General features: G+C 58.2%; 24 protein-coding genes. 7 read left to right on the top strand and 17 right to left on the bottom strand.

All coding sequences use genetic code 11. The features are described 5' to 3' along the window. Positions 1 to 9: 9 nt before the first annotated feature. From glpC to glpA, 3 genes are read right to left on the bottom strand one after another with little or no spacing between them, the layout of a single operon-like run. Positions 10 to 1209, bottom strand: coding sequence for an anaerobic glycerol-3-phosphate dehydrogenase subunit GlpC (glpC, locus tag ACTJJ1_RS23350; RefSeq protein WP_004950947.1), 1200 nt, complete (start codon positions 1207 to 1209; stop codon positions 10 to 12). Continuing rightward, positions 1206 to 2477, bottom strand: coding sequence for a glycerol-3-phosphate dehydrogenase subunit GlpB (gene glpB / locus ACTJJ1_RS23345; RefSeq protein ID WP_409443941.1), 1272 nt, complete (start codon positions 2475 to 2477; stop codon positions 1206 to 1208). The genes glpC and glpB overlap by 4 nt, the downstream gene beginning before the upstream one ends. Continuing rightward, positions 2467 to 4110, bottom strand: coding sequence for an anaerobic glycerol-3-phosphate dehydrogenase subunit A (glpA, locus tag ACTJJ1_RS23340; protein ID WP_440835538.1), 1644 nt, complete (start codon positions 4108 to 4110; stop codon positions 2467 to 2469). The genes glpB and glpA overlap by 11 nt, the downstream gene beginning before the upstream one ends. Positions 4111 to 4472: 362 nt before the next feature. Here glpA and glpT point away from each other — a divergent pair, with 362 nt between their 5' ends. Together glpT and glpQ are read left to right on the top strand one after the other, a co-directional pair. Further along, the gene (gene glpT, locus ACTJJ1_RS23335) at positions 4473 to 5828 is read left to right on the top strand and encodes a glycerol-3-phosphate transporter (RefSeq protein ID WP_004950940.1); all 1356 of its coding nucleotides are present in this window, start codon (positions 4473 to 4475) and stop codon (positions 5826 to 5828) included. 89 nt (positions 5829 to 5917) lie between these two features. Further along, a complete protein-coding gene (gene glpQ, locus ACTJJ1_RS23330) occupies positions 5918 to 6997 on the top strand; it encodes a glycerophosphodiester phosphodiesterase (protein ID WP_004950938.1) in 1080 nt (359 codons plus the stop codon). Positions 6998 to 7244: 247 nt separating this feature from the next. Here the strand turns inward: glpQ and yigL are convergent, their stop codons facing one another. Further along, complete coding sequence (gene yigL / locus ACTJJ1_RS23325) at positions 7245 to 8045, bottom strand: sugar/pyridoxal phosphate phosphatase YigL (RefSeq protein WP_004950937.1); 801 nt, start codon at positions 8043 to 8045, stop codon at positions 7245 to 7247. Positions 8046 to 8056: 11 nt separating this feature from the next. Continuing rightward, entirely contained in the window at positions 8057 to 9094 is a 1038-nt protein-coding gene (pldB, locus tag ACTJJ1_RS23320; protein WP_440835535.1) for a lysophospholipase L2, read from the bottom strand. Positions 9095 to 9230: 136 nt separating this feature from the next. On the opposite strand from pldB, the gene rhtB reads away from it, so the two are divergent. After that, positions 9231 to 9851 carry a homoserine/homoserine lactone efflux protein gene (rhtB, locus tag ACTJJ1_RS23315; protein WP_004950933.1) on the top strand — a complete coding sequence of 207 codons (621 nt, stop codon included), beginning with the start codon at positions 9231 to 9233 and terminating at the stop codon, positions 9849 to 9851. Between the two features lie 50 nt (positions 9852 to 9901). Here the strand turns inward: rhtB and rhtC are convergent, their stop codons facing one another. The 3 genes from rhtC to pldA are packed head-to-tail and all read right to left on the bottom strand — an operon-like array spanning position 9902 to position 13300. Further along, the gene (gene rhtC, locus ACTJJ1_RS23310) at positions 9902 to 10528 is read right to left on the bottom strand and encodes a threonine export protein RhtC (RefSeq protein ID WP_004950932.1); all 627 of its coding nucleotides are present in this window, start codon (positions 10526 to 10528) and stop codon (positions 9902 to 9904) included. A gap of 12 nt (positions 10529 to 10540) precedes the next feature. Then, positions 10541 to 12373, bottom strand: coding sequence for an ATP-dependent DNA helicase RecQ (recQ, locus tag ACTJJ1_RS23305; RefSeq protein WP_037433859.1), 1833 nt, complete (start codon positions 12371 to 12373; stop codon positions 10541 to 10543). Between the two features lie 48 nt (positions 12374 to 12421). After that, positions 12422 to 13300, bottom strand: coding sequence for a phospholipase A (gene pldA / locus ACTJJ1_RS23300; protein ID WP_004950930.1), 879 nt, complete (start codon positions 13298 to 13300; stop codon positions 12422 to 12424). Positions 13301 to 13504: 204 nt separating this feature from the next. On the opposite strand from pldA, the gene ACTJJ1_RS23295 reads away from it, so the two are divergent. Together ACTJJ1_RS23295 and rarD are read left to right on the top strand one after the other, a co-directional pair. After that, a complete protein-coding gene (locus tag ACTJJ1_RS23295) occupies positions 13505 to 13975 on the top strand; it encodes a thioesterase family protein (RefSeq protein ID WP_004950929.1) in 471 nt (156 codons plus the stop codon). Positions 13976 to 14039: 64 nt separating this feature from the next. Beyond that, positions 14040 to 14927, top strand: coding sequence for an EamA family transporter RarD (rarD, locus tag ACTJJ1_RS23290; protein ID WP_006323028.1), 888 nt, complete (start codon positions 14040 to 14042; stop codon positions 14925 to 14927). On the opposite strand, the gene ACTJJ1_RS23285 is transcribed toward rarD, so the two are convergent. Beyond that, positions 14919 to 15977: an AbrB family transcriptional regulator gene (locus ACTJJ1_RS23285; RefSeq protein ID WP_020438293.1), complete on the bottom strand. Its 1059-nt coding sequence runs from the start codon at positions 15975 to 15977 to the stop codon at positions 14919 to 14921. The genes rarD and ACTJJ1_RS23285 overlap by 9 nt on opposite strands. A gap of 109 nt (positions 15978 to 16086) precedes the next feature. Next, the gene (gene corA / locus ACTJJ1_RS23280; RefSeq protein ID WP_004950926.1) at positions 16087 to 17037 is read right to left on the bottom strand and encodes a magnesium/cobalt transporter CorA; all 951 of its coding nucleotides are present in this window, start codon (positions 17035 to 17037) and stop codon (positions 16087 to 16089) included. A gap of 446 nt (positions 17038 to 17483) precedes the next feature. Here corA and ACTJJ1_RS23275 point away from each other — a divergent pair, with 446 nt between their 5' ends. Next, a complete protein-coding gene (locus ACTJJ1_RS23275) occupies positions 17484 to 17957 on the top strand; it encodes a WbuC family cupin fold metalloprotein (RefSeq protein ID WP_004950924.1) in 474 nt (157 codons plus the stop codon). Between the two features lie 42 nt (positions 17958 to 17999). On the opposite strand, the gene uvrD is transcribed toward ACTJJ1_RS23275, so the two are convergent. The 6 genes from uvrD to lptM form a co-directional block, all read right to left on the bottom strand. Further along, positions 18000 to 20162 (bottom strand): DNA helicase II, encoded by a 2163-nt coding sequence (gene uvrD, locus ACTJJ1_RS23270; RefSeq protein WP_006318315.1) that lies wholly within the window; start codon positions 20160 to 20162, stop codon positions 18000 to 18002. A 78-nt stretch (positions 20163 to 20240) separates the two neighbouring features. After that, on the bottom strand, positions 20241 to 20957 hold the full coding sequence (gene yigB / locus ACTJJ1_RS23265; RefSeq protein ID WP_110605939.1) for a 5-amino-6-(5-phospho-D-ribitylamino)uracil phosphatase YigB: 717 nt from the start codon (positions 20955 to 20957) through the stop codon (positions 20241 to 20243). Continuing rightward, positions 20957 to 21868 (bottom strand): tyrosine recombinase XerC, encoded by a 912-nt coding sequence (xerC, locus tag ACTJJ1_RS23260; RefSeq protein ID WP_440835529.1) that lies wholly within the window; start codon positions 21866 to 21868, stop codon positions 20957 to 20959. The genes yigB and xerC overlap by 1 nt, the downstream gene beginning before the upstream one ends. Continuing rightward, entirely contained in the window at positions 21865 to 22569 is a 705-nt protein-coding gene (locus tag ACTJJ1_RS23255; protein ID WP_004950917.1) for a DUF484 domain-containing protein, read from the bottom strand. Before ACTJJ1_RS23255 ends, xerC begins: the two co-directional genes overlap by 4 nt. Then, entirely contained in the window at positions 22566 to 23390 is an 825-nt protein-coding gene (gene dapF, locus ACTJJ1_RS23250; protein WP_004950915.1) for a diaminopimelate epimerase, read from the bottom strand. The genes ACTJJ1_RS23255 and dapF overlap by 4 nt, the downstream gene beginning before the upstream one ends. 96 nt (positions 23391 to 23486) lie before the next feature. After that, a complete protein-coding gene (gene lptM, locus ACTJJ1_RS23245) occupies positions 23487 to 23666 on the bottom strand; it encodes an LPS translocon maturation chaperone LptM (protein ID WP_283936129.1) in 180 nt (59 codons plus the stop codon). A 78-nt stretch (positions 23667 to 23744) separates the two neighbouring features. On the opposite strand from lptM, the gene cyaY reads away from it, so the two are divergent. Further along, positions 23745 to 24065 (top strand): iron donor protein CyaY, encoded by a 321-nt coding sequence (cyaY, locus tag ACTJJ1_RS23240; RefSeq protein ID WP_004950911.1) that lies wholly within the window; start codon positions 23745 to 23747, stop codon positions 24063 to 24065. 35 nt (positions 24066 to 24100) lie between these two features. Here the strand turns inward: cyaY and ACTJJ1_RS23235 are convergent, their stop codons facing one another. After that, positions 24101 to 26653, bottom strand: a complete 2553-nt coding sequence (locus tag ACTJJ1_RS23235; RefSeq protein ID WP_006323023.1) for a class I adenylate cyclase — start codon at positions 26651 to 26653, stop codon at positions 24101 to 24103. Between the last annotated feature and the right edge of the window lie 300 nt (positions 26654 to 26953).

The following is a 26953-nucleotide window of genomic DNA, read 5'->3' as shown; positions in this document are numbered from 1 at the left end:
CATCACCGATTATGCCAACGCCTGCGCCAGCAGGGTGATCGGATGTTCGCAGCTTTTACTGGTCGACATCTCGATTTGCCACTTGCAGGTTTCGCAGTCGGTCACCACCAGATCCGCACCGCTTTCCTCTATCTGGCGAAACAGCGAAGCGCCAATCCCCTGCGAAGTCGCATAGTTCTCCGATTTAAACCCGTAAGTGCCGGCAATGCCGCAACACTGCGAATCCAGCACCATCAGCTCCACCCCCGGAATTTGCCGCAACAGCTCCAGCGTATAGGCGGTCCAGCCCATTTTCTCCATATGGCACGGCGTATGATACGCCACCCGCAACGGCGTGCGCTTCAGCGGCAGAGTGCGGCCCTGGTTGATCAGACGATACAAATAGCGCGTCGCCAGTTCTACCCGCTCGCGCACCGCCGAAGTGTCCACCTCCAACAGATGCGGATATTCATCACGTAAGGTAAAGGTACAGCTCGACGAGGTCGCCACCACGGGAATTCCGCGTTCCAGCACCGCCTCATGCAGCGATTCGGCATTCACTTCGGCCTGCTTTTTGGCCTGGGCGATAAAGCCGTTGGCGATCAAAGGCACGCCGCAACATTTCTCGCGCTTCAGCAGTTGCACGCCGATATCCATCGCGTTAAAGACCTTGATCAGATCCTTGCCCAACTGCGGATGGTTGTAATTGACGAAGCAGCCGTGAAAAAACGCCACCTGTTCGGCATAGCGCTGCTGGGCCTGCGCCTGACGGCGATACCAGCGGCGGAAGGTGCCGAACGAGTATTTTGGCAACTCGCGGCGGTGGTCAATTTTCAGCGCTTTGTCCAGCAGCGCACGCACCGGTTTCAGACCGGTGGCGGCATTGACTATGGGCGCAAAGGGTGTCGACAGCGACCCCATGATGTCGGTATGGCTGAGGATGGCGTCGCGCAGCGTCGGTTTGTTCTGAGCGTAATCGGCGCGGGCGCGCTGAATGATATCGCCGATTTTGACGTCGGACGGGCAGGCGACCTCACAGCGTTTGCAGTTGGTGCAATACTTCAGCGCTTCATCGTACAGCGCCGGATCCTTCAACCGCAGGCGTTCGCCGTCCGGCCCCGCCTGTTTTGGCCCCGGATAGAGCGGGTTGACTTTGGCGACCGGACAATAGGTGGTGCAGACGGTGCATTTGATGCAGTTTTCAAAGCTGTTGTCTTTCTGCAGGCTCATGGTCGCTCCTCCTCTGCGGCAATCTGTTGCGCGACGTGCAGCGCCCCGATCAGCGAAACGCCGGCGCCGCAGCCCTGCCGTAGCGGATCGTACCCGCCGGTTACCGCGCCGATGGCATACAGGTTGGTCAGCGCCTCCCCGCGCCTTAACGCACGCAGCCGGCCATCGGTGCGCACGCCGAACTGCAAATAGGGTTGCGGAGCAAACAGATCGCTGCGGCTCCAGTCGGCGCGATCCGCCTGGCTGTCTACGTCCAGCCCAAACACCGGCTCGCGCACGCCGTCGAAATCCGCCGCCAACCCATTGCTAAAGAAGCTGCCGCTGGCCAGTACCACCTGCTGCGCCTGCAGCGGAATATCGCCGTGATTGCGGGTATAAAGGCCGGTAACACGCCCGGCGTCGATATCCGCCCGCAGCACGCTGTCCCCCGGCATAAAAACACCGCCCAACTGTTGCAAGCGCCGGCGCAATGCCTGGTGCAAGCGCATGCCCAGCACCGAAGGCGGTAACGTCGGCAACAGACGTACCGGCTTGCCCACCGCCGCCTGTAAAGCCAGCAGCGGGGCATCCTCCTCCAGCCCCAGACAGGCCGGCAGGAAAATCGCCTCGGCATCGCCGGCCAGCCGGCGCAGCTCGTCCGCCATCGGCATCCGATTTTCCGGCAAATCCAGCACTCTGGCGATATTCACCGCCCGGAACTCGCTGGGATTGTTGCGCAACCGGTCCAGCGCAGGTAAATGCAACCCGTTGACCTCGGTGCGTACTCTCAGTGCCTGCATAAGTGAATCGGCGGCCAGCTGCGGCTGAAAATCCAAAAAGCCCTCGATGCCAATCACCGCAACGCTTTCCCACGGCAATTCACCGGCCAACGGCGTCACCGGAATGGCCTGTGGGCTGAGCCAGGTGGCCCGCCGCGTGCCGAGCGGCGTAATGCGCAGATGATTCCTTTCATTGCTGCCTTGCAGGTTCAGGCCGCAGCGCTGCAACAGCTGGGCCGCCTGATCAGATAACGGCGCCACCCGCTCTGCGCCAATCAAGGAATAAGGGTGCCGCGGCGCCTGTCGCGCCAGTTCCGGCAATGCAGCCAGCGGCGCGTCGACCGGCGTGCCGTCGGGCAATTGCGCCAGCAAATCAAGCGAGCCGGAGGAGAAATAAAGCGCGCTCTGGCCTGAGCTGACCACGGCGCAGCGCTTGCCCTGTTCCGCCAACCCGATGGCGCAAGCCATGCCCGCCAAGCCGCCGCCAATCACCACCACGTCAAATCGCATCATCCGCCTCCTGTTTCTCCCGTGCGTCCAGCCCGCACAATCCCTGATAAACCCAACTGGTGAACTCGCTCTCGCGCAGCGCATCGCCCCAGGCGATCGGGCGTACGCCCTTCCAGCGTTCGTTGAGGAAATGCGACAACTGATCGATCGACTGCTGCGGGGTGACGACGTTAAAGCGCGTCAGCAACCCGGCGGCGCGACAGGCGCACAGTTCACCCTGGCAGGTGCCCATGCCAACACGGGTGCGGCGACGGAGATCCACCAGATTATTGACGGTGAGAGAGTTCACCGCATAGCGCACCTCGCCGGCGGTAACCGCCTCGCATTCGCAGACCAGGCTGTTGTCCAGCCGATTACCGGCCGGCACCAGGCTGGCGCGATCGCCATGGCGATACACCGCCGAACCGCGAATACTGGCCGGCAACGCCACCACGCTGCGCACCGTTTCCTCCGCCGTCTGCCGGGAGCCGGGCAGCGGTTCCACCGCGGTAGTGCATGGGCTATCCAGCCCAAGCTTTTCACACACTTTATCGGTCGCCCACTGCGCCATCAGGCGATAGGTCATTAGCTTGCCGCCGGTGATGGTGATAAATCCCTCCAGCCCATCGCGGCTGGCGTGATCGAGCAGCACGATGCCGCGGCTGACGTTACGGCCGCTGGGATCGTCGTCACTGGCCACCAGCGGTCGCACCCCGGCATAGGCACGCAAAATGCGGGTTTGCGCCAGTTCCGGCGCCAGCAGCGCACCTTCGCGGATCAGAATGTCCACTTCCTGCGGCGTCACCACCATGTTGTCGATCTGGTCGTAGTCGATGTGGGTGGAGGTGGTGCCAATCAGCGAGATGGTGTCGCCCGGCACCAAAATGTCGGCGTCTGCCGGTTTGCGGCAACGGTTGATTACCATGTTGTTGATGCGGTGGCCGAGGATCAGCAATGCGCCCTTGGCCGGGAACATGCGGATGCGCAGATCGGCGTATTCCGCAATCTGCTGGCCCCAGATGCCGACAGCGTTGACCACCACCTCGGCGTGGATATCGTAGCGGCGCGCAGCTTGATGGTCGAAAACGCGCACGCCGGTCACGCGATCGCCCACGCGCAACAAGCCGACCACCTGGTGATAGGTAAGGATCTGCGCGCCATGCTCACGGGCATCGAGCATATTGGCGGCGGTCAGACGGAACGGGTCGACGGTGCCATCCGGCACCCGCACGGCGCCGATCAGCGCCGGGTTAGCCGCCGGCTCCAGGCGCAACGCCAATTGCGGATCAATGGCTTCGGCGTTGATGCCGGCACCGTGACAGGCAGCAATAAACTGTTGTTGGTAGGCCAGCGAATCCTGCGGCAGGGTAATGAACAGCCCGTCGGTACGCTCGATGCAGTGATGCGCGATGCGCTTGAGGATACGGTTCTCTTCTATGCACTCACGCGCCGACTCACCGTCGGTCACCGCATAACGCGCTCCGCTGTGCAGCAAGCCGTGGTTACGGCCGGTGGCGCCGGTGGCGATATCATGGCGCTCCAGCAGTATGCAACGCAGGCCACGCCGCGCGCAGTCACGGGCAATACCCGCTCCGGTCGCACCGCCACCAATGATTATCACATCCGTTTCGCTGTCCGGTGAATGGCTGCTCATTACGCTCCCTCAGGATCCGTGGTTATTATGCTATTGGGCCACAGTTACTGGGGTCTTTGTTTGATAAGGAACAATAACGAACTCAAAACGAAAATAAAATGTCCACAAAAAACCATGAATGTGATCAGAATCACGATTTTTGACCGTTTTTCTATTTCATATCGTTAACTAATCGCTCAAAATCCGCCTGAGTTTCATAAAAGTGTAACATTTGCGCCATTCATCACAGCGACACCAGGCTGTTTTGACTAGGATGACGCTCGTTATGGAACAAAAAAACACCACATTCGATATCCGCTCAATCATCAAATGAACGTAAAAAATCATATTGATGTGATAACTAAAAGCCATCGGAGGCACTCATGTTGAGTATTTTTAAGCCGGCAGCACACATTTCCCGTGTGCCGGTCGACAAAGTCGACCCGCTGTACCGTAAATTGCGCTGGCAAATATTTATGGGGATTTTCTTCGGTTACGCCGCCTACTATTTGGTGCGTAAGAACTTCACCCTGGCCATGCCTTATTTGATCGATCAGGGCTTCAGCCGCGGCGACCTCGGTTTCGCGCTGTCGGGTATTTCCATCGCCTACGGTTTTTCCAAATTCATCATGGGGTCGGTTTCTGACCGCTCCAACCCACGCGTGTTCCTGCCCGCCGGCTTGATTCTGGCTGCCGCAGTGATGTTGTTCATGGGCTTCGTGCCCTGGGCGACATCGAGCATCGCGGTCATGTTCGTGTTGCTGTTCCTGTGCGGTTGGTTCCAGGGCATGGGCTGGCCGCCTTGCGGCCGCACCATGGTGCACTGGTGGTCGCAGAAAGAACGCGGCGGTATCGTTTCGGTCTGGAACTGCGCCCATAACGTGGGTGGCGGCCTGCCGCCGCTGTTGTTCCTGCTGGGGATGGCCTGGTTCAACGACTGGCACGCGGCGTTGTATATGCCGGCCTTCGGCGCCATTCTGGTGGCCCTGATCGCCTTTGCGCTGATGCGCGATACACCGCAATCCTGCGGCCTGCCGCCGATCGAAGAATACAAAAACGATTACCCGGACGACTACAGCGAGAAAGCGGAAGAAGAGCTGACCGCCAAGCAGATCTTCATGCAGTATATTCTGCCGAACAAGCTGCTGTGGTACATCGCCGTGGCCAACGTGTTCGTTTACCTGCTGCGTTACGGCATTCTGGACTGGTCACCGACTTACCTGAAAGAAGTGAAACACTTCGCGCTGGATAAGTCCTCCTGGGCCTACTTCCTGTACGAATATGCCGGTATCCCGGGCACCCTGCTGTGCGGCTGGATGTCGGACAAAGTGTTCAAAGGCAATCGCGGCGCCACCGGCGTGTTCTTTATGACGCTGGTGACCATCGCTACCGTCGTCTACTGGCTCAACCCGGTCGGCAATCCTGGCATCGACATGGCCTGCATGATCACCATCGGCTTCCTGATTTACGGCCCGGTGATGCTGATCGGCCTGCACGCGCTGGAACTGGCACCGAAGAAAGCGGCCGGTACTGCAGCAGGCTTCACCGGTCTGTTCGGCTACCTGGGCGGTTCCGTTGCGGCCAGCGCCATCGTCGGTTACACCGTGGACTACTTCGGTTGGGACGGCGGCTTTATGGTGATGATTGGCGGCAGTATCGGCGCGGTAGTGCTGCTGTTGCTGACCATGCTGAGCGAGAAAAAGCACCACGCGGAAATCGCTGCCAACAAACGCGGTTAAGCGTCATACACATTTCGCATTATTTGAAGGCCGCGCTGCGGCCTTTTTACTACTTTTTACCCTGCACCTATAACATGGAGAATTACAAAATGCGGACTCACGTCAAAGCCCTGCTGACAGGGATCATCCTGGCCACCTCAATGGTCAGCGCCGCACAGGCGGCGGACAAGGTGGTGATCGCCCACCGTGGCGCCAGCGGCTATTTGCCGGAACACACGCTGCCGGCGAAGGCTATGGCCTACGCGCAGGGTGCAGACTTCCTCGAGCAGGATCTGGTGATGACCAAGGACAACGAGCTGGTGGTGCTGCATGACCATTACCTCGATCGCGTCACCGATGTGGCCGAACGCTTCCCGAGCCGGGCACGCAAAGACGGCCGTTATTACGCCATCGACTTTACCCTAGCGGAAATCAAATCGCTGAAGTTCACGGAAGGCTTTGAGATCGAAAACGGCAAAAAGGTACAGGGCTACCCTGGCCGCTTCCCGATGGGCAAATCGGACTTCCGCGTTCATACCTTCCAGGAAGAGATCGAGTTTGTGCAGGGGCTGAACCATTCGACCGGCAAAAACATCGGTATTTACCCGGAAATCAAGGCGCCGTGGTTCCACAAGCAGGAAGGCAAGGATATCTCCAGCAAAGTGCTGGCGGTGTTGAAGCAGTATGGTTATACCGGCAAGGGTGATAACGTTTATCTGCAATGCTTCGACGCCAATGAACTGAAACGCATTAAAACCGAGCTGGAACCGAAGATGGGCATGGATCTGAAGCTGATCCAACTGATCGCCTACAACAAGTGGCAGGAAACCTATGAGCAGAAAGCCGACGGCAAATGGGTGGAATACGACTATGACTGGATGTTCAAGCCGGGCGCGATGAAGCAGATTGCTCAGTACGCCGACGGTATCGGCCCGGACTACCACATGCTGGTGGAAGCGGAGAAATCCAAGCCGGGCCACGTGGTGCTGACCGATATGGTGAAAGAAGCCCATGCCAACAAGCTGGCGGTGCATCCGTTCACCATCCGCGCCGATGCGCTGCCAAACTACGTGACCGACGTGAATCAGCTGTATGACGTGATTTACAACCAGGCGGGCGTTGACGGCGTGTTCACCGACTTCCCCGACAAGGGCGTGCAGTTCCTGCAAAAGCAGGGCCAGCACAAGTAACCCGGACAAGGGCGCCGCAAGGCGCCCTGAATTTGATGACAAAGTTGTCTTTAAACCCGAGATACCCGGGCCTAGCGCACCGAGGGGCCATTATGGGACACATCCCTGTGTCCCACCCTGCGGGCCGACATGAAGTCGTTCCAATTTGCTCCAGGCAAATTGGTCGGCGGGCAAGCCGCTACGACCCCTTCGGCACGCTCTCCCTAATAACGGACTTTGTCAGCCGTCTGAAGGTATCCTGCTCATATCAACCCAGGTACATCTTGCGCAGGTAATGCGGCACTGCGTCGTCGGCATTGGAACCAATCACTTCCAGCTCCGGCAGCTTGTCTTTCAGGCGCTGGTGCGCGTCGCGCATAATGCAGCCCTTGCCGGCCATCGCCAGCATTTCCAGGTCATTCATGCCGTCACCGAAGGCGATGCACTCTTTCAGCGAATAGCCGATGATTTTGGCCACTTCTTCCAGCGCATGGCCTTTGGATACGCCGCCCGCCATCACTTCCAGACAGGTCGGGAACGAGAAGCTGACGTTAACCCGATCGCCCCAGCGCGCATTGATGGCATCTTCCAGCGGCAGCAGCTTTTCATGGTCGTCACAGGTGAAGTACACCTTGCACACACCGTCGGTTTCCAGCAGGCCCGGCTCAAACAGCTGATACTGGAAGATCGATTCCCGGAAGAACTCTTCCTGCTCCGGGCTTTCCCGGTTGATGAACCAGTCGTCGTTGCGATAAACGTTGGTGGTGATGTCCGCATCGTCATGCAGCATGCCGTAGAGATCGCGGGCAATGTCTTCTGCCAGGTTGTGGCTGAAAATCAGCTCGCCGGCGGTGTTATGCACGCGGGCGCCGTTGGAGGTGATCATAAAGGCGCTGATATCGAGGTTATCGCGGATCTGCGAAACGTCGATGTGATGCCGGCCAGTGGCAAACACAAAGTGCACGTCACGCTGGGTCAACAGCTTCAACGTCTCTTTGGCATAAGGCGACAGGGTGTGGTCAGGTGATAGCAGCGTGCCATCTAAATCGGAAGCGACGACGTGATACATAAGGATATGTTCTAACCTCTGATGGAGTGGTCGGCGGCAGGGGCGCCACCTAAGTGTTGAGCAAAGAAACGCAGGATTGCGTTCAATGCTTCGGCGCGCATCGCGTCCCGCTCGAACAGGATCTCATGGCGTGCGCCTTGGATAACCCGCGGTTTCCCCCCTTCGCAAGGGTGCCCCGCGTCTGACAGTGCCTGACAAAAAGCCTGCTGGGAACGGTTGTCGACCACCCGTTCCTCACCGGCCTGCAATAATAACAGCGGTGTGGTGATTTTAGCCGCCTGCGCGACAATCTGCCGCCCGGCCTGAATGCTTTCTCTTACCCAGTGATAGGTAGGGCCCCCCACCTGCAACTCGGGATAATCGGCGTAATAACGCAAACAGCGGCGATAGCGTTCACGGCTGTGGGTCAATACGTTGACCACGTAGGGCAGCGGCCGCCACTGGCCGGTGCCTATCGCATAGTAATCGCGCACCGCCGGGTGTTTCTCCACCCAGTTAAGGATGCGGTCCGCCATCCAGCCCGGCATCGGCAGATGAATGCCGAACATCGGCGCGCAAAACGCGGCGGCATCAAACGCCTGCGGCTGACGCGCCAGAAACTGCGCCAGTATCGCGCCGCCCATCGAATGCGACAGCGCAAAGTGGTGTCGGTAGCCGCGCGGTGCCACTTGCTGCTGATAAAACTGGGTGAAATCGTCAATATAATCGGCAAAGTTTACCACATGACCGCGATGCGTATCAGCCAGCAAACGGCCAGAACGGCCTTGCCCGCGATGATCGAGAATCATCACATCAAAACCGCAATGGAATAGATCGTAGGCAACTTCTGGATATTTAACGTAACTTTCGATGCGCCCGGGGCTTATCACCACCACCCGCTGATGGCGCGATGAGCTAAAACGCACGAAGCGGATCGGCACGCCGCCCACGCCACTGAACTCGCCCTCTTCCCGCAGCCGCCAAAAATCCAGCAGCGGGCCGGTGGCGAAAGCAGCGAACTGCGTTTCACGCATTAACCAGTCATCGGTGCTGTGGGTGAACGACGTCATTGAGAGCTTTTCCCTGAGCCGCCAGCGGCAAAAATGTGGCCTCTGGCACAAGAAATAATACTAGCGTATTGTGATTGAATTCTTACAAGAACCGGGCCCATTTTGGCACAAATTGGTACTTTCAGGGAGCCTTACGATGACCTTGGACTGGTGGTTAACCTATCTGCTGACAACCCTTATCCTCAGCCTCTCACCCGGCTCAGGCGCAATCAACACCATGAGCACCGGTATCAGCCACGGGTATCGCGGTGCGGCGGCATCGATCGCCGGCCTGCAGGTCGGGTTGAGTCTGCATATCGTGCTGGTGGGCATTGGCCTGGGTGCGTTGGTCTCACAGTCGCTGATGGCGTTTGAATTGCTGAAATGGCTCGGCGCCGCTTATCTGGTGTGGCTCGGTATCCAACAGTGGCGCGCTGCCGGTTCGTTGGATCTGCATACGCTGGCGGGTACCATGCCGCGCCGCCGTTTGTTCCGCCGTGCCGTCCTGGTGAATCTGACCAACCCGAAGAGCATCGTGTTTCTGGCCGCGCTGTTCCCGCAGTTTATTTTACCTAACCAGCCGCAGACCGAGCAGTATCTGATACTCGGCGTGACCACCGTGGCGGTGGATATTGTGGTGATGATTGGCTACGCCACACTGGCGACCCGCATTGCCGGCTGGCTGAAGACGCCGCGTCAAATGCAGTTGCTGAACCGCATCTTCGGTTCGCTGTTTATTCTGGTGGCCGGGTTATTGGCTACGGCCAGAAAAGCATAATGCAAAAGGGCCGAACATCACTGTTCGGCCCTCGCGATATCTTCCTGCGATTAACGGGTAAAGATCAGGTGCAACCCGAAACCGGTGAACAGCACGCCTGCCAGCCCGTCGATCCATTTCGCCAAACGCTGATAGCCGCGGCGCATTGCCGGCAACGCAAACACTACCGCCACCAGGCTGAACCAGACAAAGGTCTCGGCGATAATCAGCAGGAACAAGCCCCAGCGCGCGCCGGCGCCCACGTCGTCACCGACAAACAGCGAGAACACGCTGCCGAAATAGATAACCGCTTTCGGGTTTGAAAGGTTGGTCAGGAAACCGCGGATAAAGCTGCGTCCGGCCTTTGGCAACGCCACTTTCACTTCGTCCGCCGGCACCGATTGGGCATTCTGGGAGCGTGCGGAACGCAGCAATTGCCAGCCCATCCAGCATAAGTAAATCCCACCGCCGACCATGATGATCTGGTGCAGCCAGGCCATTTTCTGCAAGATCAGGTGCAGGCCCATCAGCGCAACCCCCGCCCACACCACGATACCCAATGAAATGCCCACTACGCCCATCATCGCCTCGCGGCGCGAACGGCTGGCGGCGGTTTGCGAAACAAAAAAGAAGTCCGGCCCCGGGCTCATCAGCGCGATCAAGTGCACCAGCGCCACGGTCAGAAACAGCATCAACATGATTTATTGCCCTTATTCTTCGTCATTATCGAGGTGATCGCGGATCATCGCCATAAACGGGGCGCCGAAGCGCTCCAGTTTGCGCTGGCCAACGCCGTTAACGCTAAGCAGGTCGCCGGCCTTGATCGGCATTTGCTCCGCCATTTCCAACAGCGTGGCATCGTTAAACACCACGTAAGGCGGGATATTTTCTTCGTCGGCAATCGATTTACGCAGCTTGCGCAGTTTGGCAAACAGCTTGCGATCGTAATTGCCGCCGTAGGATTTCTGATTGGCGCTGCCACGCGACTTCAGGCTTTGAATGCGCGGCACCGCCAGTTGCAGCTCCAGCTCACCACGCAGTACCGGGCGCGCGGCCTCGGTCAATTGCAGCGCCGAATGCATGGCGATGTTCTGGGTAATAAACCCCAGGTGGATCAGTTGACGCAGTACGCTGGTCCAGTGCTCGGTCGTTTGCTCGCGACCTATGCCGTACACCGGCAGCTTGTCGTGCCCGTATTCGCGGATGCGCTGGTTATTGGAACCGCGCAGCACTTCGACAATGTAACCCAGGCCGAACCGCTGGCCGACGCGATATACGCAGGACAGCGCCTTGCGTGCATCTTCCAGCCCGTCATAGCGCTTGGGGGGATCGAGGCAGATATCGCAGTTACCGCAATTTTGCTGCTTGCCCTCGCCAAAGTAGTTGAGCAACACCAAACGACGGCAGGTTTGCGCTTCGGCGAAAGCCCCCATGGCGTTCAGCTTGTGGCGCTCGATATCCAACTGCTGCCCGGCCGGTTTCTCTTCCAGGCAACGGCGCAGCCAGGCCATGTCGGCCGGGTCATACAACAAGATCGCTTCGGCCGGCAGGCCATCACGCCCGGCGCGGCCGGTTTCCTGATAGTAGGACTCGATATTGCGCGGAATATCAAAGTGCACCACGAAACGCACGTTGGGTTTGTTGATGCCCATGCCGAAGGCGACGGTGGCTACCACCACCTGTAAATCGTCACGCTGGAACGCTTCCTGCACCTGCGCGCGGCGATCGTTGTCCAGCCCGGCATGATAGGCGCCCACGCTCAGCCCGCGGCTCTGCAAACGCGCGGTGGTGTCTTCCACCTTGGCGCGGCTGTTGCAGTAAATGATACCGCTCTTGCCGCGTTGGTCCTGCACGAAGCGCCACAGCTGATCGAGCGGTTTGAACTTCTCCACCAGCGTATAGCGAATGTTTGGGCGGTCAAAGCTGCTGATCTGCACCAGCGGATCGTGCAGCGCCAACAGGCGCACGATGTCGCCACGGGTAGACTCGTCGGCGGTAGCGGTCAGGGCAATCACCGGCATCGTCGGGAAGCGCTGCTTCAACTGACCCAACGCGCGGTATTCAGGACGGAAATCATGGCCCCACTGCGAAATGCAATGCGCCTCGTCCACCGCCAATAGCGCCGGCGGACAGTGGTCGAGCAAGTCGAGGAAGCTGTCCATCATCAGCCGCTCGGGGGCGATGTACAGCATTTTGATCTGCCCGCTGCGGCAACCCGCCATGACCTCCAACTGCTGCTCGCGCGTCTGCGTCGAGTTATAGCAGGCAGCGGAAACGCCGTAGGCCAGCAGTTGATCGACCTGATCTTTCATCAGCGAGATCAACGGGGAAACCACTAACGTCAGGCCATCCATCACCAGCGCCGGGATTTGATAGCACAAGGATTTACCGCCGCCGGTCGGCATGACCACCAGACAATCCAGCCCGCCGATCGCCGCGTTGATAATCGTTTGTTGACCCGGTCGGAATTGCTGGTAGCCAAAGGTATCGCGCAATACCTGCTCTGCCAGCAACTCTTTGTTTATCACTGCTGCGGTTGACACACACATCCCCACTTTTTGCTGCATAGCGCCGCCATCATGACGGCCGTATTACATAATATCGTTAAGCATGACACCAACGCCAACCCGTGTCTGCCGGAAGTTGTAATCAATCAGCGATTCGCCGTAGCCGCTGAACACCTGAGTGTAGAAACGCACGTGTTTGGAGATTGGATAACTCCAGCCCAACTCCGCACCGCCGTAGCCGCTGTTCCAGTTGTAATGGCTGTCGACGCTGAACACGCTGTCGCCCCAGGCGTAACCGACTTTCAGACGGTAATACCCCATGTATTTGGTGATATCCGGGTTGTCATCGCTGCTGTCGCTTTCCGAGAAGCGGAACCAGGGTTTCAGATCCACCTGCCAGTTGCCGTTCTGCGCCATAAAACGCGCGTAACCGCGGTTCCAACTGCGGGAAGTAGGATCCGAACGCCCGTTGGACTGGTGGTTGAGGCCCACTTCAACGTCGCGCAGCGTCCAGCCGGCAAAGCGGTAATCCGTCGCCCAGCCGAGGAATACCTGCGGTTCGTAGTTGGTTTCGCGAAACGGCGACGATTCCCCGTGGTTGGAAAGCTGCCACCAGGAACGCTGAGTATAAGAGGCGCCGAGCACCGAGTTGTCGCCCAGAATGCCACGCCACAGCGGGAAGGCCAGGCTGAGCTGGTATTTCACTTCATCCTTGCGCGCCTTCTCGGCCCAGTTGTAGGTCTTGATGGCTTCTTTGTTGATATTGCTGGTATCGGTGTACAACACATAGTTGGTGTCGTACGGGTATAGCGTAAACGGGTTGTCGTGATCCTGCAGCATGTTGGCGATAATGCTGCCGCGCACCGCGGGTTTATCATGAATTTGCTGCTCTTTGGCCTCTTCCGCCTGCACCAGCAATGGTGCCGCCAACATGGCCAAAACGATCCCTGACAAAATGCGCATAACGTTCCCCACTCCAACAAAAATGACAAACTCTGAAATAAAAACAGGCCATTTTACACACAAAGGCGGTTTTGCAGCAGTGCGGTGTGCATTTATTGGATTAGTCTGGCAAGCAACAAAATATAGGCATAAAATCAACAAACGATTAACCTGGACTGACCAGTTAATAACCTCCTCACTCTATTGAATAAAGAACGGGTATTTATGTCCACTACACCACTGACACTCGATGCTGCACGCCAGAAAATCGGCGAAATCTTTGTTTATCACATGCCGTTTAACCGCGAACTGGGCCTTGAACTGCGCCGTTTTGAAGATGACTACGTTGAACTGAGCTTCACCAATCAGCCCAAACTGGTGGGCAACGCCGCCCAGAAGATCCTGCACGGCGGCGTGATCGCTTCAGTGCTGGACGTTGCCGCCGGCTTGGCCTGCGCCGGCAGCGTGCTGATGCGTCTGGACCCGCTGATCGAAGAGGAAGTGGCCTCGCGCCTGTCGCGCATGGGAACCATAGATCTGCGCGTTGACTACCTGCGCCCCGGCCGCGGCGAGCATTTCGTCGCCTCCGCCAGCGTATTGCGCAGCGGCAACAAAGTGGCGGTCGCCCGCGTCGAACTGCATAACCACGATGGCCTGCATATCGCCAGCGCCACCGCCACCTACCTGGTCGGGTGATTGTGTGCGGTGAGCGTCTTAAGTACACTCACCGCATCTCCGTTTTACCCATCCGAGTATCGTCATGGACGCACAGCAAACGCGGCAGGGCATCTTCTTTGCTCTGGCCGCCTATTTTATTTGGGGCATCGCCCCGGCCTATTTCAAACTGATTCAACAGGTGCCCGCCGATGAGATCCTCACTCATCGGGTCATTTGGTCTTTCTTCTTTATGCTGGCGCTGATCACGCTGGGCCGCAACTGGCCGCAGGTTCGCGCCACCTGCAGCAACCGCAAACGGCTGCTGTTGCTGGCGGTGACCGCAGTGTTGATCGGCGGCAACTGGCTGTTGTTTATCTGGGCGGTGAATAACCACCACATGCTGGAAGCCAGCCTGGGCTATTTCATTAATCCGCTGGTTAACGTGCTGTTGGGGATGCTGTTCCTGGGCGAGCGTTTCCGCCGCATGCAGTGGTTGGCGGTGGTGTTGGCGTTTGCCGGCGTGTTGATTCAGCTATGGCAATTCGGCTCGCTGCCGATTATCGGCCTGGGGCTGGCGTTCAGCTTTGCCTTCTACGGCCTGCTGCGCAAGAAGATCGCCATCGACGCGCAGACCGGCATGCTGATTGAAACCCTGTGGTTATTGCCGGTAGCGGCGGCGTACCTGTTCCTGTTCGCCGACAGCCCGACCAGCCATCTGAGCGCCAACCCGTGGTCGCTGAACCTGCTGCTGGTCGCCGCCGGCGTCGTCACCACCATACCGCTGCTGTTCTTTACCGCCGCGGCGACCCGCCTGCGCCTGTCGACACTCGGCTTTTTCCAGTATCTCGGCCCGACGCTGATGTTCCTGCTGGCCGTCACTTTTTACGGAGAGACCATCGGCCAGGATAAACTGGTGACCTTCGGCTTTATCTGGGCGGCGCTGCTGCTGTTTATCCTCGACGCGCTTTACACTCAACGCAAATTACGTTGACGCAGGCGAGGCCCGATTGGAAATGAAGCGGGCCATCGCCGGGCCGGTCAGCAAAATGGTGAACAACCGCAGCGTCTGCATCGCCATCACAAAGGACATATCCACCCGGCTGCCCGCCGCAATGATCGCCACGGTGTCCAGCCCGCCCGGGCTGGTCGCCAGATAGGCGGTCATCAGATCCACCGGCAGGAAGCGGGTCAGCATCCATGCCAGCAGCCCGCAAAACAGCATTAGCGCCGCTATCGACGCCACCATCTGCGGCAAGGTACGCAACGCCAGCAAAAATATCGGCCGGGTAAAACGTAGCCCTACGCTCCAGCCAATCAGGGTATAAGCCAGCGCCAGCAACCATTCCGGCACCTGCAACGCCATCGCGCCGCTGGAGTGCAGCGCGGCGCCGATAATCATCGGTAAAAGCAGCGCACCGGAAGGGATGCGCAGCCGGGGGCCCAGCCAGGCGCCGGCAACGGCGATACCCAGCGTCGCGAGAAAACGCCAATCCAGCGGGGGGAACCATTCCAGCGCGGCGCTGCCGTGGCCCGCCTCATCCCCCAGCCCAATCCGCGCCACCATGGCCGCCGCCGTGGCGACAAACAGCACCCGCAGGTACTGCATGAATGCCACTAACCGGACATCTGCACCGAAATCTCCCGCCATCGCCACCATCGCCGAAGCGCCGCCGGGCGATGAACCCCAGGCACCGGTCGGCCCCGGCAGCCCGCTGAAACGCACCAGACACCAGCCGGAAACGCCGCTGGCCGCCAGCGTGGCAAAGAGTACCAGCAGCACCAGTGGCCAGTCGTCGAGTAACGGCGTGAGGATAGCGGGGGAAAGACTTTGCGCGATCATGCAGCCCAGCACCGCTTGGGCGACGATAAACAGGCGCGTGGGAATGCGCACCGTAGCACCCAACAGCCCCATCGCCACGCCGACGATCATCGGCCCCAGCAACAGCGCCGCGGGAATATGAAATGTTTGCAGGCCAAACCCCAGCGCCAGCGAAGCCAGCAGCAGGAGCAGCCATTGAGACCAGCGGGGCAACTTCTCCATCAAACTCACGCCTTACGGGCAGATGAGACGAGGCGTCATTGTACCCCTATTTAGCAGGCTAAGCGTTGAGGTAACGCAGAAATAACGGACGACCGGGTCGCCCGCCGGCTTACAGCCAGTTCTTGCGCTTGAAGTACAGGTAAGGAGCCAGCCCCGCGAGGATCATCAGGCTGATGGCACCCGGATAACCGAACGACCACTTCAGCTCCGGCATGAACTCAAAGTTCATCCCGTAGCTGGAAGCCACCAGCGTCGGCGGCAGGAACACCACCGAGACCACCGAGAAAATCTTGATGATGCGGTTCTGCTCGATATTGATAAAGCCCATCGCCGCTTGCATCAGGAAGTTCACCTTCTGGAACAGCGATTCGTTATGCGGCAACAGGGATTCGATGTCGCGCAGCACTTCACGCGCCTGTTCCAACTGGCCGGTCGGCAGGCGCGCCTTGCGCACCAGGAAGTTAAGCGCGCGTTGGGTATCCATCAGACACAGGCGCACTTTCCAGCCGATATCTTCCAGTTCCGCCAAGGTTGACAGCGCTTCATCGTATTCGTCGCCCTGATGGCCTTCCATGATCACCCGGCTGAGCTTTTCCAGATCGCTATAGATATTTTCGATCTCGTCCGCCAACTGCTCAATCTTGGTTTCGAACAGATCCAGCAACAGCTCGTAGGCATTGCCGTCGACCATCGTCAGATTGCGGGCGCGCATGCGGTACAAACGAAACGCCGGCAGTTCGCGTTCACGCAGGGTATACAACCGGCCGTCGCGAATGGTGAAGGCCACGGTCGAGTTGCCGGCGTGATCTTCCGCATCTTCAAAATAGAAGAAGGAGTGAATATGCAGGCCATCTTCGTCTTCGAAGAAACGCGCGGAGGCTTCAATGTCGTCCAGCTCCGGGCGTGTCGCCAGGCTTTGGCCCAGCTCGTTTTGCACGCGCTCACGCTCGCCCTCTTCCGGCTCAACCAGATCAACCCACAGTGACGAGGTGAGATCATCCGAGTCATCCAACTCCAGACGGGACAGGCGACTGTTATCTAATTTAAACGCGCTTAGCATGTGCCAAAACTCCCTATCGGTGACAGGTGCAGACAACGCGTGGAAGCACAGAAACAGAGGGGTGTTGCATCACCAGCTTGTTTCAGACCATGAAGGATCTGACTCGTAGCGACGCTTTGCGGGTCGCCGACAACCACGAAGGCCATCAGCTCAATGGGATAGCCTTAGAAGTTGTACCTGTTGTTGTCCAGGTCAGTGAGCCAGTATCTACTGGGTGTGTCCAAGGCGTATGTCCTCATTGATAATCGTGCGCGCATGTTACGCCGAGAAGAAAAAGCCTGTCAACACGTTAGACAGGATAATTGCGCAACAACTGATCACCATGACAAATGACCAAAAGCGCGCTTAACCCGAAGTAAAGCGTGCAGAAAAAGTCTGCGGCAATCTCTCACCGCATCCGGGAAAGTTGCTAAGATTAGGCCACTATAAACCTGCGGACTTAGCCGATGAAACAGATTACCGCCCACGACCTGACCGCGATGAGCGAACAGGCTGCCAAAGTGGCGCGCCTGCGCGCGCACCGTACGTTACACGAAGAGTTAAGCGATCCGGTACAGCGCTTGGCGATTGCCATGGAGCCGGGCACCTATATCCGTCCGCACCGCCATCCGCAAACCTGGGAGCTGCTGGCGCCGCTGCGCGGCCGTTTTGTCGTGCTGCAGTTCAACGATGACGGCGTCGTCACCCAACGCACGCTGCTCGGCGAAGAAACCAAAGTGCTGGAGATGCCGGCGTTTACCTGGCATGCAGTGCTGTCGGTCGATGCGGGCGGCGTGGTGTTTGAAGTGAAACAAGGGCCGTATCAGCCGCTGGCGGAAGAAGACTGCATGTCATGGGCGCCGGCGGAAGGCGGTGAGGGCACCGAAGCGGTGATGCGCTGGTATGCGACCGCACAAATCGGCGACAGTTACGCTCACTGATTTGGCTGATTGCAGGGGACTTTCCCCTGCAACTCGCCGGCCTTACACCGTCTCCAGCCGGGCGTAGGCCGCCACCAGCCACTTGATGCCTTCGCCCGGAAACGCAATTTGCAACCGGCTGTGTTCGCCGCTGCCTTCCAGATTGACGATGGTACCCTCGCCAAACTTGGGATGGCGCACCCGCTGGCCAAGCTTGTAGCCGGTGTCGTTTTCGCTGATCGGCGTGCCCATCCGGCGATGATTCACCGGCCGCGATACGCTGGCGCGCAGCCGCACTTCTTCCACACAGTCTTCCGGCAGTTCGCCGATAAAACGCGAAGGCCGGTGATAAACCTCTTTGCCGTACAAACGGCGCGTTTCGGCATAGGTCAGCGTCAATTTCTGCATGGCGCGCGTCAGGCCAACGTAGGCCAGCCGGCGCTCTTCTTCCAGCCGGCCGCCTTCGTCCAGCGACATCTGGCTCGGGAACATCCCCTCTTCCATACCGACGATAAACACCAGCGGAAACTCCAGCCCCTTGGCGGAGTGCAGGGTCATCAGTTGCACCGCATCCTGATAGGCATCGGCCTGCCCCTCGCCCGCTTCCAGCGCGGCATGTGACAAAAACGCCTGCAGCGGCATCAGATCCTGATCTTCATCCTGATAGCTGTACTGCCGCGTTGCCGTCACCAGTTCCTCAAGGTTTTCGATACGCGCCTGACCTTTTTCACCCTTTTCCTGCTCATACATGATGAACAGCCCCGAGTCGCGGATCACCCGGTCGGTCTGCACATGCAGCGGCATATCTGCGGTTTCGTGCGCCAGGGAATCCACCAATTCGGTAAAACGTTGCAGCGCGGACGCCGCACGCCCGGCCAGCACTTTGTCCTGCAACAGCGCACGGGTAGCCTGCCACAGCGTCAGTTGGCGATCGCGCGCCGTGCGGCGCACTTCGTCCAGCGTTCGGTCGCCAATGCCGCGCGTCGGGGTATTCACCACGCGCTCAAACGCCGCGTCGTCGTTACGGTTGGCGATCAGCCGCAAATAGGCCAGCGCATCCTTGATTTCCTGGCGTTCGAAGAAGCGCTGCCCGCCATAAATGCGGTACGGCATGGCGGTTTGCAACAGCGCCTCTTCCAGCACGCGCGACTGGGCGTTGCTGCGGTAGAGTATCGCGCAGTCATTCAGCGCACCGCCGTTTTCCTGCCAGGTTTTGATGCGGCCGACGACAAAGCGCGACTCGTCGAGCTCGTTGAACGCGCAATAGATGGAGATGGGTTCGCCTTCGGCCCCCTCAGTCCACAGGTTTTTACCCATGCGCCCGCCGTTGTTGGCGATCAGGGTATTGGCGGCCTTCAGAATATTGCTGGTCGAACGGTAGTTCTGTTCCAGGCGCACGGTTTGCGCGCCGGGGAAATCCTTCAGGAAACGCTGGATGTTTTCCACCTGAGCGCCGCGCCAGCCGTAGATCGACTGGTCGTCGTCGCCGACGATCATCACGTTGCTGTTATTGCCGGACAGCAGGCGGATCCAGGCGTACTGAATGCTGTTGGTATCCTGGAACTCGTCCACCAATACGTTGGTGAAGCGCTCGCGGTAGTGATTGAGGATATGCGGCTTGTTCAGCCACAGCTCATGGGCGCGCAACAACAGCTCGGCAAAATCCACCAGCCCGGCGCGGTCGCAAGCTTCCTGATAGGCCTGATAGATGCGCAACCAGGTCGCTTCCACCGGGTTGTTATAGGTTTCAACGTGCTGCGGACGCAGGCCCTCGTCTTTTTTGCCGTTGATGTACCACATCGCCTGACGCGGCGGCCATTGTTTTTCGTCTATATTCAGCGCCTTAACGATGCGCTTCAGCAGGCGAAACTGGTCGTCGCTGTCGAGGATTTGGAAATCCTGCGGCAGGTTGGCGTCCATATGGTGAGCGCGCAACAGCCGGTGAGCCAGGCCGTGGAAAGTACCTATCCACATGCCGCCCTGGCTGGTGCCAATCAGGTGTTCGATACGATGGCGCATTTCCGCCGCCGCCTTGTTGGTGAACGTCACCGCCATAATCGAATACGGCGAACAGTTCTCTACCGACAGCAACCAGGCGATGCGATGCACCAGCACCCGGGTTTTACCGCTGCCCGCGCCGGCCAACACCAACAGGTTGCAGCGTGGCGCCGCCACGGCTTCGCGTTGTTTTTCATTCAGGCTGTCGAGCAGATCGGAAACGTCCATAGGCACCATTAATTGGTAAGGGAAAACGCGCCTGGGACGCGTTTTCCACTGGGAATTTATACAGAGTTCTGGCAGGGATTATAACAATGCTGTCAGCGATGCCAACTGCGAAATCTCAATATGTGGCAGCAGGCGGCTGTCCGCGACCTGCATCAGGTTGCGTTGGCGGTCGTTGATCCAGCAGGCCTGCAGGCCTGAGCGCAGCGCCCCGGCGACGTCGGTGGTCAAATCATCGCCAACGTGCAGAATACGTTCGACGGGGACCCCTAACCGTTCCGCGGCCAACCGGTACATGTCCTGATAGGGTTTGGCGCGGCCATCAGGGCCGGAACGCAGCACAAACTGGAAGTAACCGTCCAACCCGCACAGCGCCGGATCGGCATTGCCATTGGTGATCGCCACCAGCGGGAAACGCTCCCCCAGCGCTTTCAACGTGGCGTGAGTCGCCTCCGGCACCTCGATGCGGCTGCGCCACAGCGCAAAGTTCTGCATTGCCGCGTCGGCGCCGAGGGCAGCCTCGGCATCCCGCAACCCCTGACGGCTCAGCGCCAGATGAATGGCACGCCAGCGCCACTGGGTGACGTCATGATAAATCTCCGGATCCTGCTCGCGCAGCTCCTGACGCAGGCGGTGAAAATCCGCCGACTGAAAGTGATTCAACCCCGGATGATAGTTCTGCAGAAAGGCAACCGACTGCAGCTCGGTCTGCCTGATCACCGGGCGGTTGTCGTACAGCGTGTCGTCCAGATCGAAGGTCAGCGCCGCCAGCGGGCGCAGCGGACGATAAAAATGCATCAGGATTTCCCCCGTTTGGCGCGCGGATGCGCAGCATCGTACACGTTCGCCAGATGTTGAAAGTCGAGGTGGGTATAGATTTGGGTGGTGGTGAGATTGGCGTGGCCGAGCAGTTCCTGCACAGCACGCAGATCGCCGCTCGACTCCAGCATATGGGTCGCAAACGAGTGGCGCAGCTTGTGTGGATGAATATGGCTGTTGACGCCCTGCTTGACGCCCCACTCGGCAAAACGCTTTTGCACGTTGCGGGTCGAGATGCGTTTTCCCTGATTGGACAGGAACATCGCGTCGTCAGCCGGGCCGAACAGGTCACGCATCGCCAACCAGTGCTCCAGCCAGGTAACGGCGGTGCGGCCAATCGGCAGTTTGCGTTCTTTGCTGCCCTTGCCCAGCACCCAGATATCACCGGCGGCCAGATCGACATGGCGACAATCCAGCCCCACCAGCTCCGACAGACGCAACCCGGCGCCGTACATCACCTCCAGCATGGCGCGATCGCGCACCGCCAGCGGATCGTTGAGATCGATATTCAACAGCTGGTTTATTTCATCGACATCGATATTTTTCGGCAGATGACGACCGCTGCGTGGCGTTCGGATACCTTTGGCGGGATTGGCGATCAACGCGCCCTGGCTAACCTGCCAGTCGAGAAAACTGCGCAACGCCGACAAGCGCAGCGCAAGGCTGGAAGACTGCAGGCCCGCGCGTTTACTGCGTGCCGCCAGCATGCGGACTTTGGCGGCGTCCAGTGCCGGCCATTCGGTCACGCCCATCTCCTGCGCCAGCGCCATCAGCGCCTGCAGTTGGCGAGAATAGCTGAGCTGAGTGAGCGGGCTGAGCTGGCGCTCAACCTTCAGATAGCGCAGGAAAGCGTCCACCGGCTGTTGCAGGCTGGTCGCTATCGGGGTCATGCTCGTTCTATCCAGCGTTCCAGCAGTTCAGGCAGCATGCGCGCCAGCTGATTGAGCATCACGGTACCCATGCCCTGCTGATAGTGTTGCGTATCGCGGCTGCTGAAAATCACCATGCCCAGTTCGCCGTCTTCGCCCAACATCGACAACGCGACCGAGCCAACCAGCTTGGCCTGCGGCAACAGCAGCAACAGTTCGGGGCCATTCAGGCTACCGAGGTAATGCTGTTGGTCACCCAGGCGCTGAATGCGCAGCGGCTCAAACGACGACCGCGTCAGGGCGAGATGGGTGAAGTCGGAAGGCGCGCCGATTTTCCAGCTTTCGGAAAACAGGCGGATATTGGCGCCGGCCAAACCGAAACCACGCGCCCAGCGTTGCAGACGGTTGAGCATGTCTTGCAGACTGCTGGCGGTAGCCAGATTGGCCTGCAGATGCAGCAAGCTGGCAAACAGCGTTTCATTGGCGCTGGCCTGCTCCATCAATAGGGTGATCTCTTCTTCGAGCCGGCCAATATGGTTGCGCTGGCGGGCCAGATGCCACTCGACCAGCGACACGGTTCCGCGAACGGGATGGGGGACGCGCATCTGTTCAACCAAACGCGCGTTGCGAATAAAGAAATCCGGGTTTTGCAGCAAAAACTGCATTACGGCGTCGTCATCAAGCTCAATGCCCGTGACAGCCTGGTCCTCAACACTCTTCATAGATGAATAAATCCGTCATATACATGGGTTGCCGGACCGGTCATAAACAGCGGATTGCCCGGCCCTTTCCAGCGAATATGCAGGCTGCCGCCCGGCAGTTCTACATGCACCTCTTCTGACAGCAATTCTTGTTGAATCCCCACTGCCACTGCCGCACAAGCGCCGCTGCCGCAGGCCTGCGTTTCACCGGCGCCGCGCTCATAGACCCGCAGCTTGATATGTTCACGACTGACGATTTGCATAAAACCGATATTGGCCCGTTCCGGGAAGCGCTCGTGTCCTTCCAGCACCGGCCCAAGCAGCTCTACCTTGGCGGTTTTTACATCATCCACCTGTAAAACACAATGCGGATTGCCCATCGACACCACGCCGCACAGCACCGTATGTTCCGCCGCACGCATGATGTATGTCCTTTCCTCTTTGGTGGCGCGAAACGGCACAGCCTGAGGATCAAAATTCGGTTCGCCCATATTCACGCACACCAGATCGTCGTCGGTGACGCTGAGCACCATGCGTCCGGTTTGGGTGCTGACGCGGATGTCGCGTTTGTTGGTCAACCCTTTCAGCCGCACAAAGCGGGCGAAACAGCGGGCGCCGTTACCGCACTGCGCCACTTCACTGCCGTCGGCGTTGAAAATGCGATAGTGGAAATCAAGTTCCGGATCGTAAGGCGGTTCTACCACCAGCATCTGGTCAAAGCCAACGCCCAAGTGCCGATCGGCCAATCGGCGGATCAGTTCAGGTGAAAAATAGACATTCTGTGTAACGGCATCGACCACCATAAAGTCGTTGCCCAGACCGTGCATTTTGGAGAACTGCATATCATACTCCGCTATCTGGACGCGCTATCCGTCTTGGGTTTGCGGTGACGCCCCGCCACCGCAAATCAGGTGTTACTGGTCGCTCATCGACGGTTTTTACTGAGAGACAGAGGTTTCCTGCTGATTTTTCTGTACCTGATCGCCCGTTTGAACCTGAGAGGCGGGTTTCTTAGTACCCGGTTCGTCCGAAGGGAAATACAGCGGGCCTTTCAGACCGCAGCCAGAGAGCCCGGCAAGCAGAACTGCCATCAGCGCATAGCGTAGTTGTTTTTTCATTTGCATTAATGCCTGTAATTCATGCGTCCAAGATCTCTATAATCGCAGGTGGATCATGAAAAGCAATAGGAATTGATTATGAACGACAGTGAGTTTCACCAGTTGGCTGACCAACTGATGCTTAATATTGAAGAGACACTGGACGATTTTGACGGCGATGCGGACATCGATTACGAAACTAACGGCGGCGTAATGACGTTAAGTTTCGAAAATGGCACCAAAATTGTGATCAACCGTCAGGAGCCGTTGCATCAGGTGTGGCTGGCAACCAAAACCGGCGGCTATCACTTTAACTACCGGGACGGCGCCTGGTTCTGCGATCGCAGCGATCGCGGATTCTACCCGTTGCTCAGCGAAGCGGCCAGCGCACAGGCCGGCGAAGACGTGCATTTTTCCTGATAAGCCGCTGATTCCGTGGGGCCTGCCCTACGGAATCAATGCAACTGGAATTGTTGTTTCAGCGGCTGAGCGGCGCCATCGGCCAGGGTAACGCACAGGCTCGACAGGACATTGCTGCGGAACGGGATCACCTGGGTACGACCATCCAGCTGAACTATCTGGTAGAACTGCGGCAGGTTGAAGTTGATAAAGCTGGAACCGTAAGTGAAGCGATCGTGTGAAGAAGAATAGAAACGGCTCACGTCACGCACCAACTCCTCTTTACTGCCTTCACAATGGTGGTAAACCTCCACCCGGTTAGACTCATCCAGAATATAGATGTTAAAGCCTTTATCGTCCGACGTGTCTTCGAAGAAGAACTGAATGATCCCCTCACTGGCGAAACCATCCACTACCGGCGGCAAGTGCACCTGATCGGTTTCCACTTTGATCGACAGGCCGTGCAATTTGTTGTTGGAAATGGCGCCGTAGAATTCCACCGCGTTCTCCAGCTTTTGCACCGATACGCTCAGGCGCTCAAAGAACAGGCCCCAGGTTTGGCCGGCGACGCGCACCGCTTTGAAACGGCCCGGTTCCAGACGGGTGCTGGACAAACGCAGCTCTATGCATTCCGACACCAGTTGCTGTATGCGGGTACGGATAAGACCGCGCAGGTGCTGGCTGTAGCAGAACACTTCTACCGATTCCGGTGGCGCGGCGTCCTGATGCATTTTACCGAGAATGGTCTTCAGCGCTTCCAGCACCGATTGCTCGCCGCTGAAATGCAGGGTACGCACTTCGTTCCATGAGTTGCGGTACAGCAGATCGATACTGCCCACCAGGCATTGCTGCTGCTGGCCGAAGCTGAACACGTCGAGCTTGCGGAAATCGAAATGCACCACTTGGTTGCGGAAGGCGGCGGTTGGATCGTTTTCCAGATTGACGATAATCGCCAGATGGCGGATTTCGCACGGGCTGTACAAGGCTTTCGGTGTCGGTGCCGCCAACCGCAGCGGGAAGTGGTGCGATACGTCGGCTACCAGTTCCTGCAGTTTGGCCGTGTCGCACAAGTTGCCGCTCTTGATGTGCAGGCGGGTCTGCGGCGTCAGCAGGCCGTTGAAATAGGCCCAGGCCACCAGCTTGTTCAGGTAGCGGTTATATTCCAGCGGTTGGTGGCTGACGATGGAATCCATCGCCGGCGCCTGATTGTACAGATACCAACCGGTACGGTTGGCGCGGCCAATCGGCACATGAATAAAGGTTAAGTCGTTTTCCGACAGGTCCGGTGAGATCTGCGGATTCACCAGCGTTACCTTGCCGGGCAGGGCTTCAAACGCCGCATACAGCTTGCGGGTGAGCACCCCGATATCCTGCGGGCTGGCGCTGACGCTGAGGTTGTTGCGCCGCGCGAAGCGGATCAGGTTGCGATAACTCTGCATCATCGCATCCAGCAGCTCGTTGTGCGCTTCACGCACCCGTTCGATCTTCCAGTTGGCGCGGTTATCCAGGATTGCCAGGCGCTCTTCGTCCCAGCCCCATTCGCTGACCAACTGGCTAAGGATTTCGCGACGCCAGCCGACGCAGGCGTTAGCGCGCGACAGTTTTTCGCAGACTTTCAGATAGAAACAACGGCGGACGAGATCGAGGCGAGTGGTGTCGTTGATTTGGTTCAGATAATGCGTAACGCGTTCGAGCATCATGCAGTAAGAGTCGAGCCCGAAGCAGACGATCTCGCCTTCATGCAGACGGTGTTTAATGTCCATCGCCAGCAGTTGGGTATTCGGGTATTCCCAGGAATAGGCTTCCAACAGCAAGGTCTTCAGCACGGCCTTGTAAGGCGAATCGATGCTTTTGTACAACTGCCACAGGCTGGCGCCAAAATATTCTTCCGCCGACAGCGTGCTCAGGCCGCCGAGATCCAGCCATTCGTTCGGCGTCAACGCGCCTTGCGAATACAGCGACAGCACATACTCATCGTAATGCGCTTCTTCTTCGCCCGGCACCATGTTCCACAAAATACGTTTGCCGGCCAGGCGCACCGCAGTGCGGTAAAACTCGTCCAGCAGCAGGATATGCTGTGTGGATCCGCAGTTTTCGCCACCCAGGCTGCCGCTTTCGTTATGGCGGAAGCGGTTTTCATCGATCAGGAAGAAGCTGACTTCTACGCCCATCGACGCCGACCATTTTTCCAGCAGGCCGCATTTTTCCTGCAGACGGCTACGCTCTTCGTTATCCAGCCAGGACTGATGGCACACCCAGATGTCGAGATCCGAGCTGCAGCTTTGGCCGATAGACGACGTGCTGCCCATGGAGTAAACGCCGGTAATCGGCAGCTCACCGCTGGCCAATTTGTCAAACGGGCTGCCCCATTTGTCTTCTAAATCGTTGAGGTAATCTTGCTGGGTTTCATCAGGCGTGTAAAGGCAAACGCCGTGGGGAACGTTACCGTTCAGATAGCCCGGCATCAGTGGGTGATGGTAGTGCAGTAAGGTAGGCAGCAGACTGTATACCCGTTGAAACGCGGGCTTCATGGCCGCTAGGGCGCGATCGACTCGTAATTGGTTGATCGCATCCAGTCTCTGCTTCAGTGTCTCGATGTAGAGGTACAAGACGTCTCGCCTGATTATCCCGGTGTTTAGAAAAAACCCGTATTCCATAAGCGCCGTTAGTGTTGGAAGAATATTTGGCAACTTATTGTTGGAAACGTGATCAATTTAACACCTTGCTGATTGACCGTAAAGGAGGTAACGCTCCACTATTATTGTAGCGCTTCTCTAAACGATTTACCCGCAGTGTCAACTGCCCCAAAATACATCACACGTCCCGTTGATTCCGTTGTCCTTTCTTCGCCTGTGGCTTCTTGCACTGACAGTTTTCGCACTCAGTGGTAGGATGAACGGCGAATTATA

Source organism: Serratia sp. 22264, assembly GCF_052045345.1.
GTDB lineage: Bacteria > Pseudomonadota > Gammaproteobacteria > Enterobacterales > Enterobacteriaceae > Serratia > Serratia plymuthica.
The sequence above is the reverse complement of the archived record's forward strand: the minus strand, read 5'-3'. Positions and strand labels throughout refer to the sequence as shown.

Coding starts and splice junctions, on each gene's coding strand:
- ACTJJ1_RS23285 (WP_020438293.1), bottom strand. CDS start 15,977: ATGGAGAAGTTGCCCCGCTGGTCTCAATGGCTGCTCCTGCTGCTGGCT.
- glpT (WP_004950940.1), top strand. CDS start 4,473: ATGTTGAGTATTTTTAAGCCGGCAGCACACATTTCCCGTGTGCCGGTC.
- glpC (WP_004950947.1), bottom strand. CDS start 1,209: ATGAGCCTGCAGAAAGACAACAGCTTTGAAAACTGCATCAAATGCACC.
- xerC (WP_440835529.1), bottom strand. CDS start 21,868: ATGACCCCGATAGCGACCAGCCTGCAACAGCCGGTGGACGCTTTCCTG.
- ACTJJ1_RS23275 (WP_004950924.1), top strand. CDS start 17,484: ATGAAACAGATTACCGCCCACGACCTGACCGCGATGAGCGAACAGGCT.
- pldA (WP_004950930.1), bottom strand. CDS start 13,300: ATGCGCATTTTGTCAGGGATCGTTTTGGCCATGTTGGCGGCACCATTG.
- yigL (WP_004950937.1), bottom strand. CDS start 8,045: ATGTATCACGTCGTCGCTTCCGATTTAGATGGCACGCTGCTATCACCT.
- rhtC (WP_004950932.1), bottom strand. CDS start 10,528: ATGTTGATGCTGTTTCTGACCGTGGCGCTGGTGCACTTGATCGCGCTG.
- rarD (WP_006323028.1), top strand. CDS start 14,040: ATGGACGCACAGCAAACGCGGCAGGGCATCTTCTTTGCTCTGGCCGCC.
- rhtB (WP_004950933.1), top strand. CDS start 9,231: ATGACCTTGGACTGGTGGTTAACCTATCTGCTGACAACCCTTATCCTC.
- lptM (WP_283936129.1), bottom strand. CDS start 23,666: ATGAAAAAACAACTACGCTATGCGCTGATGGCAGTTCTGCTTGCCGGG.
- dapF (WP_004950915.1), bottom strand. CDS start 23,390: ATGCAGTTCTCCAAAATGCACGGTCTGGGCAACGACTTTATGGTGGTC.
- cyaY (WP_004950911.1), top strand. CDS start 23,745: ATGAACGACAGTGAGTTTCACCAGTTGGCTGACCAACTGATGCTTAAT.
- ACTJJ1_RS23255 (WP_004950917.1), bottom strand. CDS start 22,569: ATGAAGAGTGTTGAGGACCAGGCTGTCACGGGCATTGAGCTTGATGAC.
- glpB (WP_409443941.1), bottom strand. CDS start 2,477: ATGCGATTTGACGTGGTGGTGATTGGCGGCGGCTTGGCGGGCATGGCT.
- yigB (WP_110605939.1), bottom strand. CDS start 20,957: ATGCATTTTTATCGTCCGCTGCGCCCGCTGGCGGCGCTGACCTTCGAT.
- uvrD (WP_006318315.1), bottom strand. CDS start 20,162: ATGGACGTTTCCGATCTGCTCGACAGCCTGAATGAAAAACAACGCGAA.
- corA (WP_004950926.1), bottom strand. CDS start 17,037: ATGCTAAGCGCGTTTAAATTAGATAACAGTCGCCTGTCCCGTCTGGAG.
- glpQ (WP_004950938.1), top strand. CDS start 5,918: ATGCGGACTCACGTCAAAGCCCTGCTGACAGGGATCATCCTGGCCACC.
- ACTJJ1_RS23295 (WP_004950929.1), top strand. CDS start 13,505: ATGTCCACTACACCACTGACACTCGATGCTGCACGCCAGAAAATCGGC.
- pldB (WP_440835535.1), bottom strand. CDS start 9,094: ATGACGTCGTTCACCCACAGCACCGATGACTGGTTAATGCGTGAAACG.
- glpA (WP_440835538.1), bottom strand. CDS start 4,110: ATGAGCAGCCATTCACCGGACAGCGAAACGGATGTGATAATCATTGGT.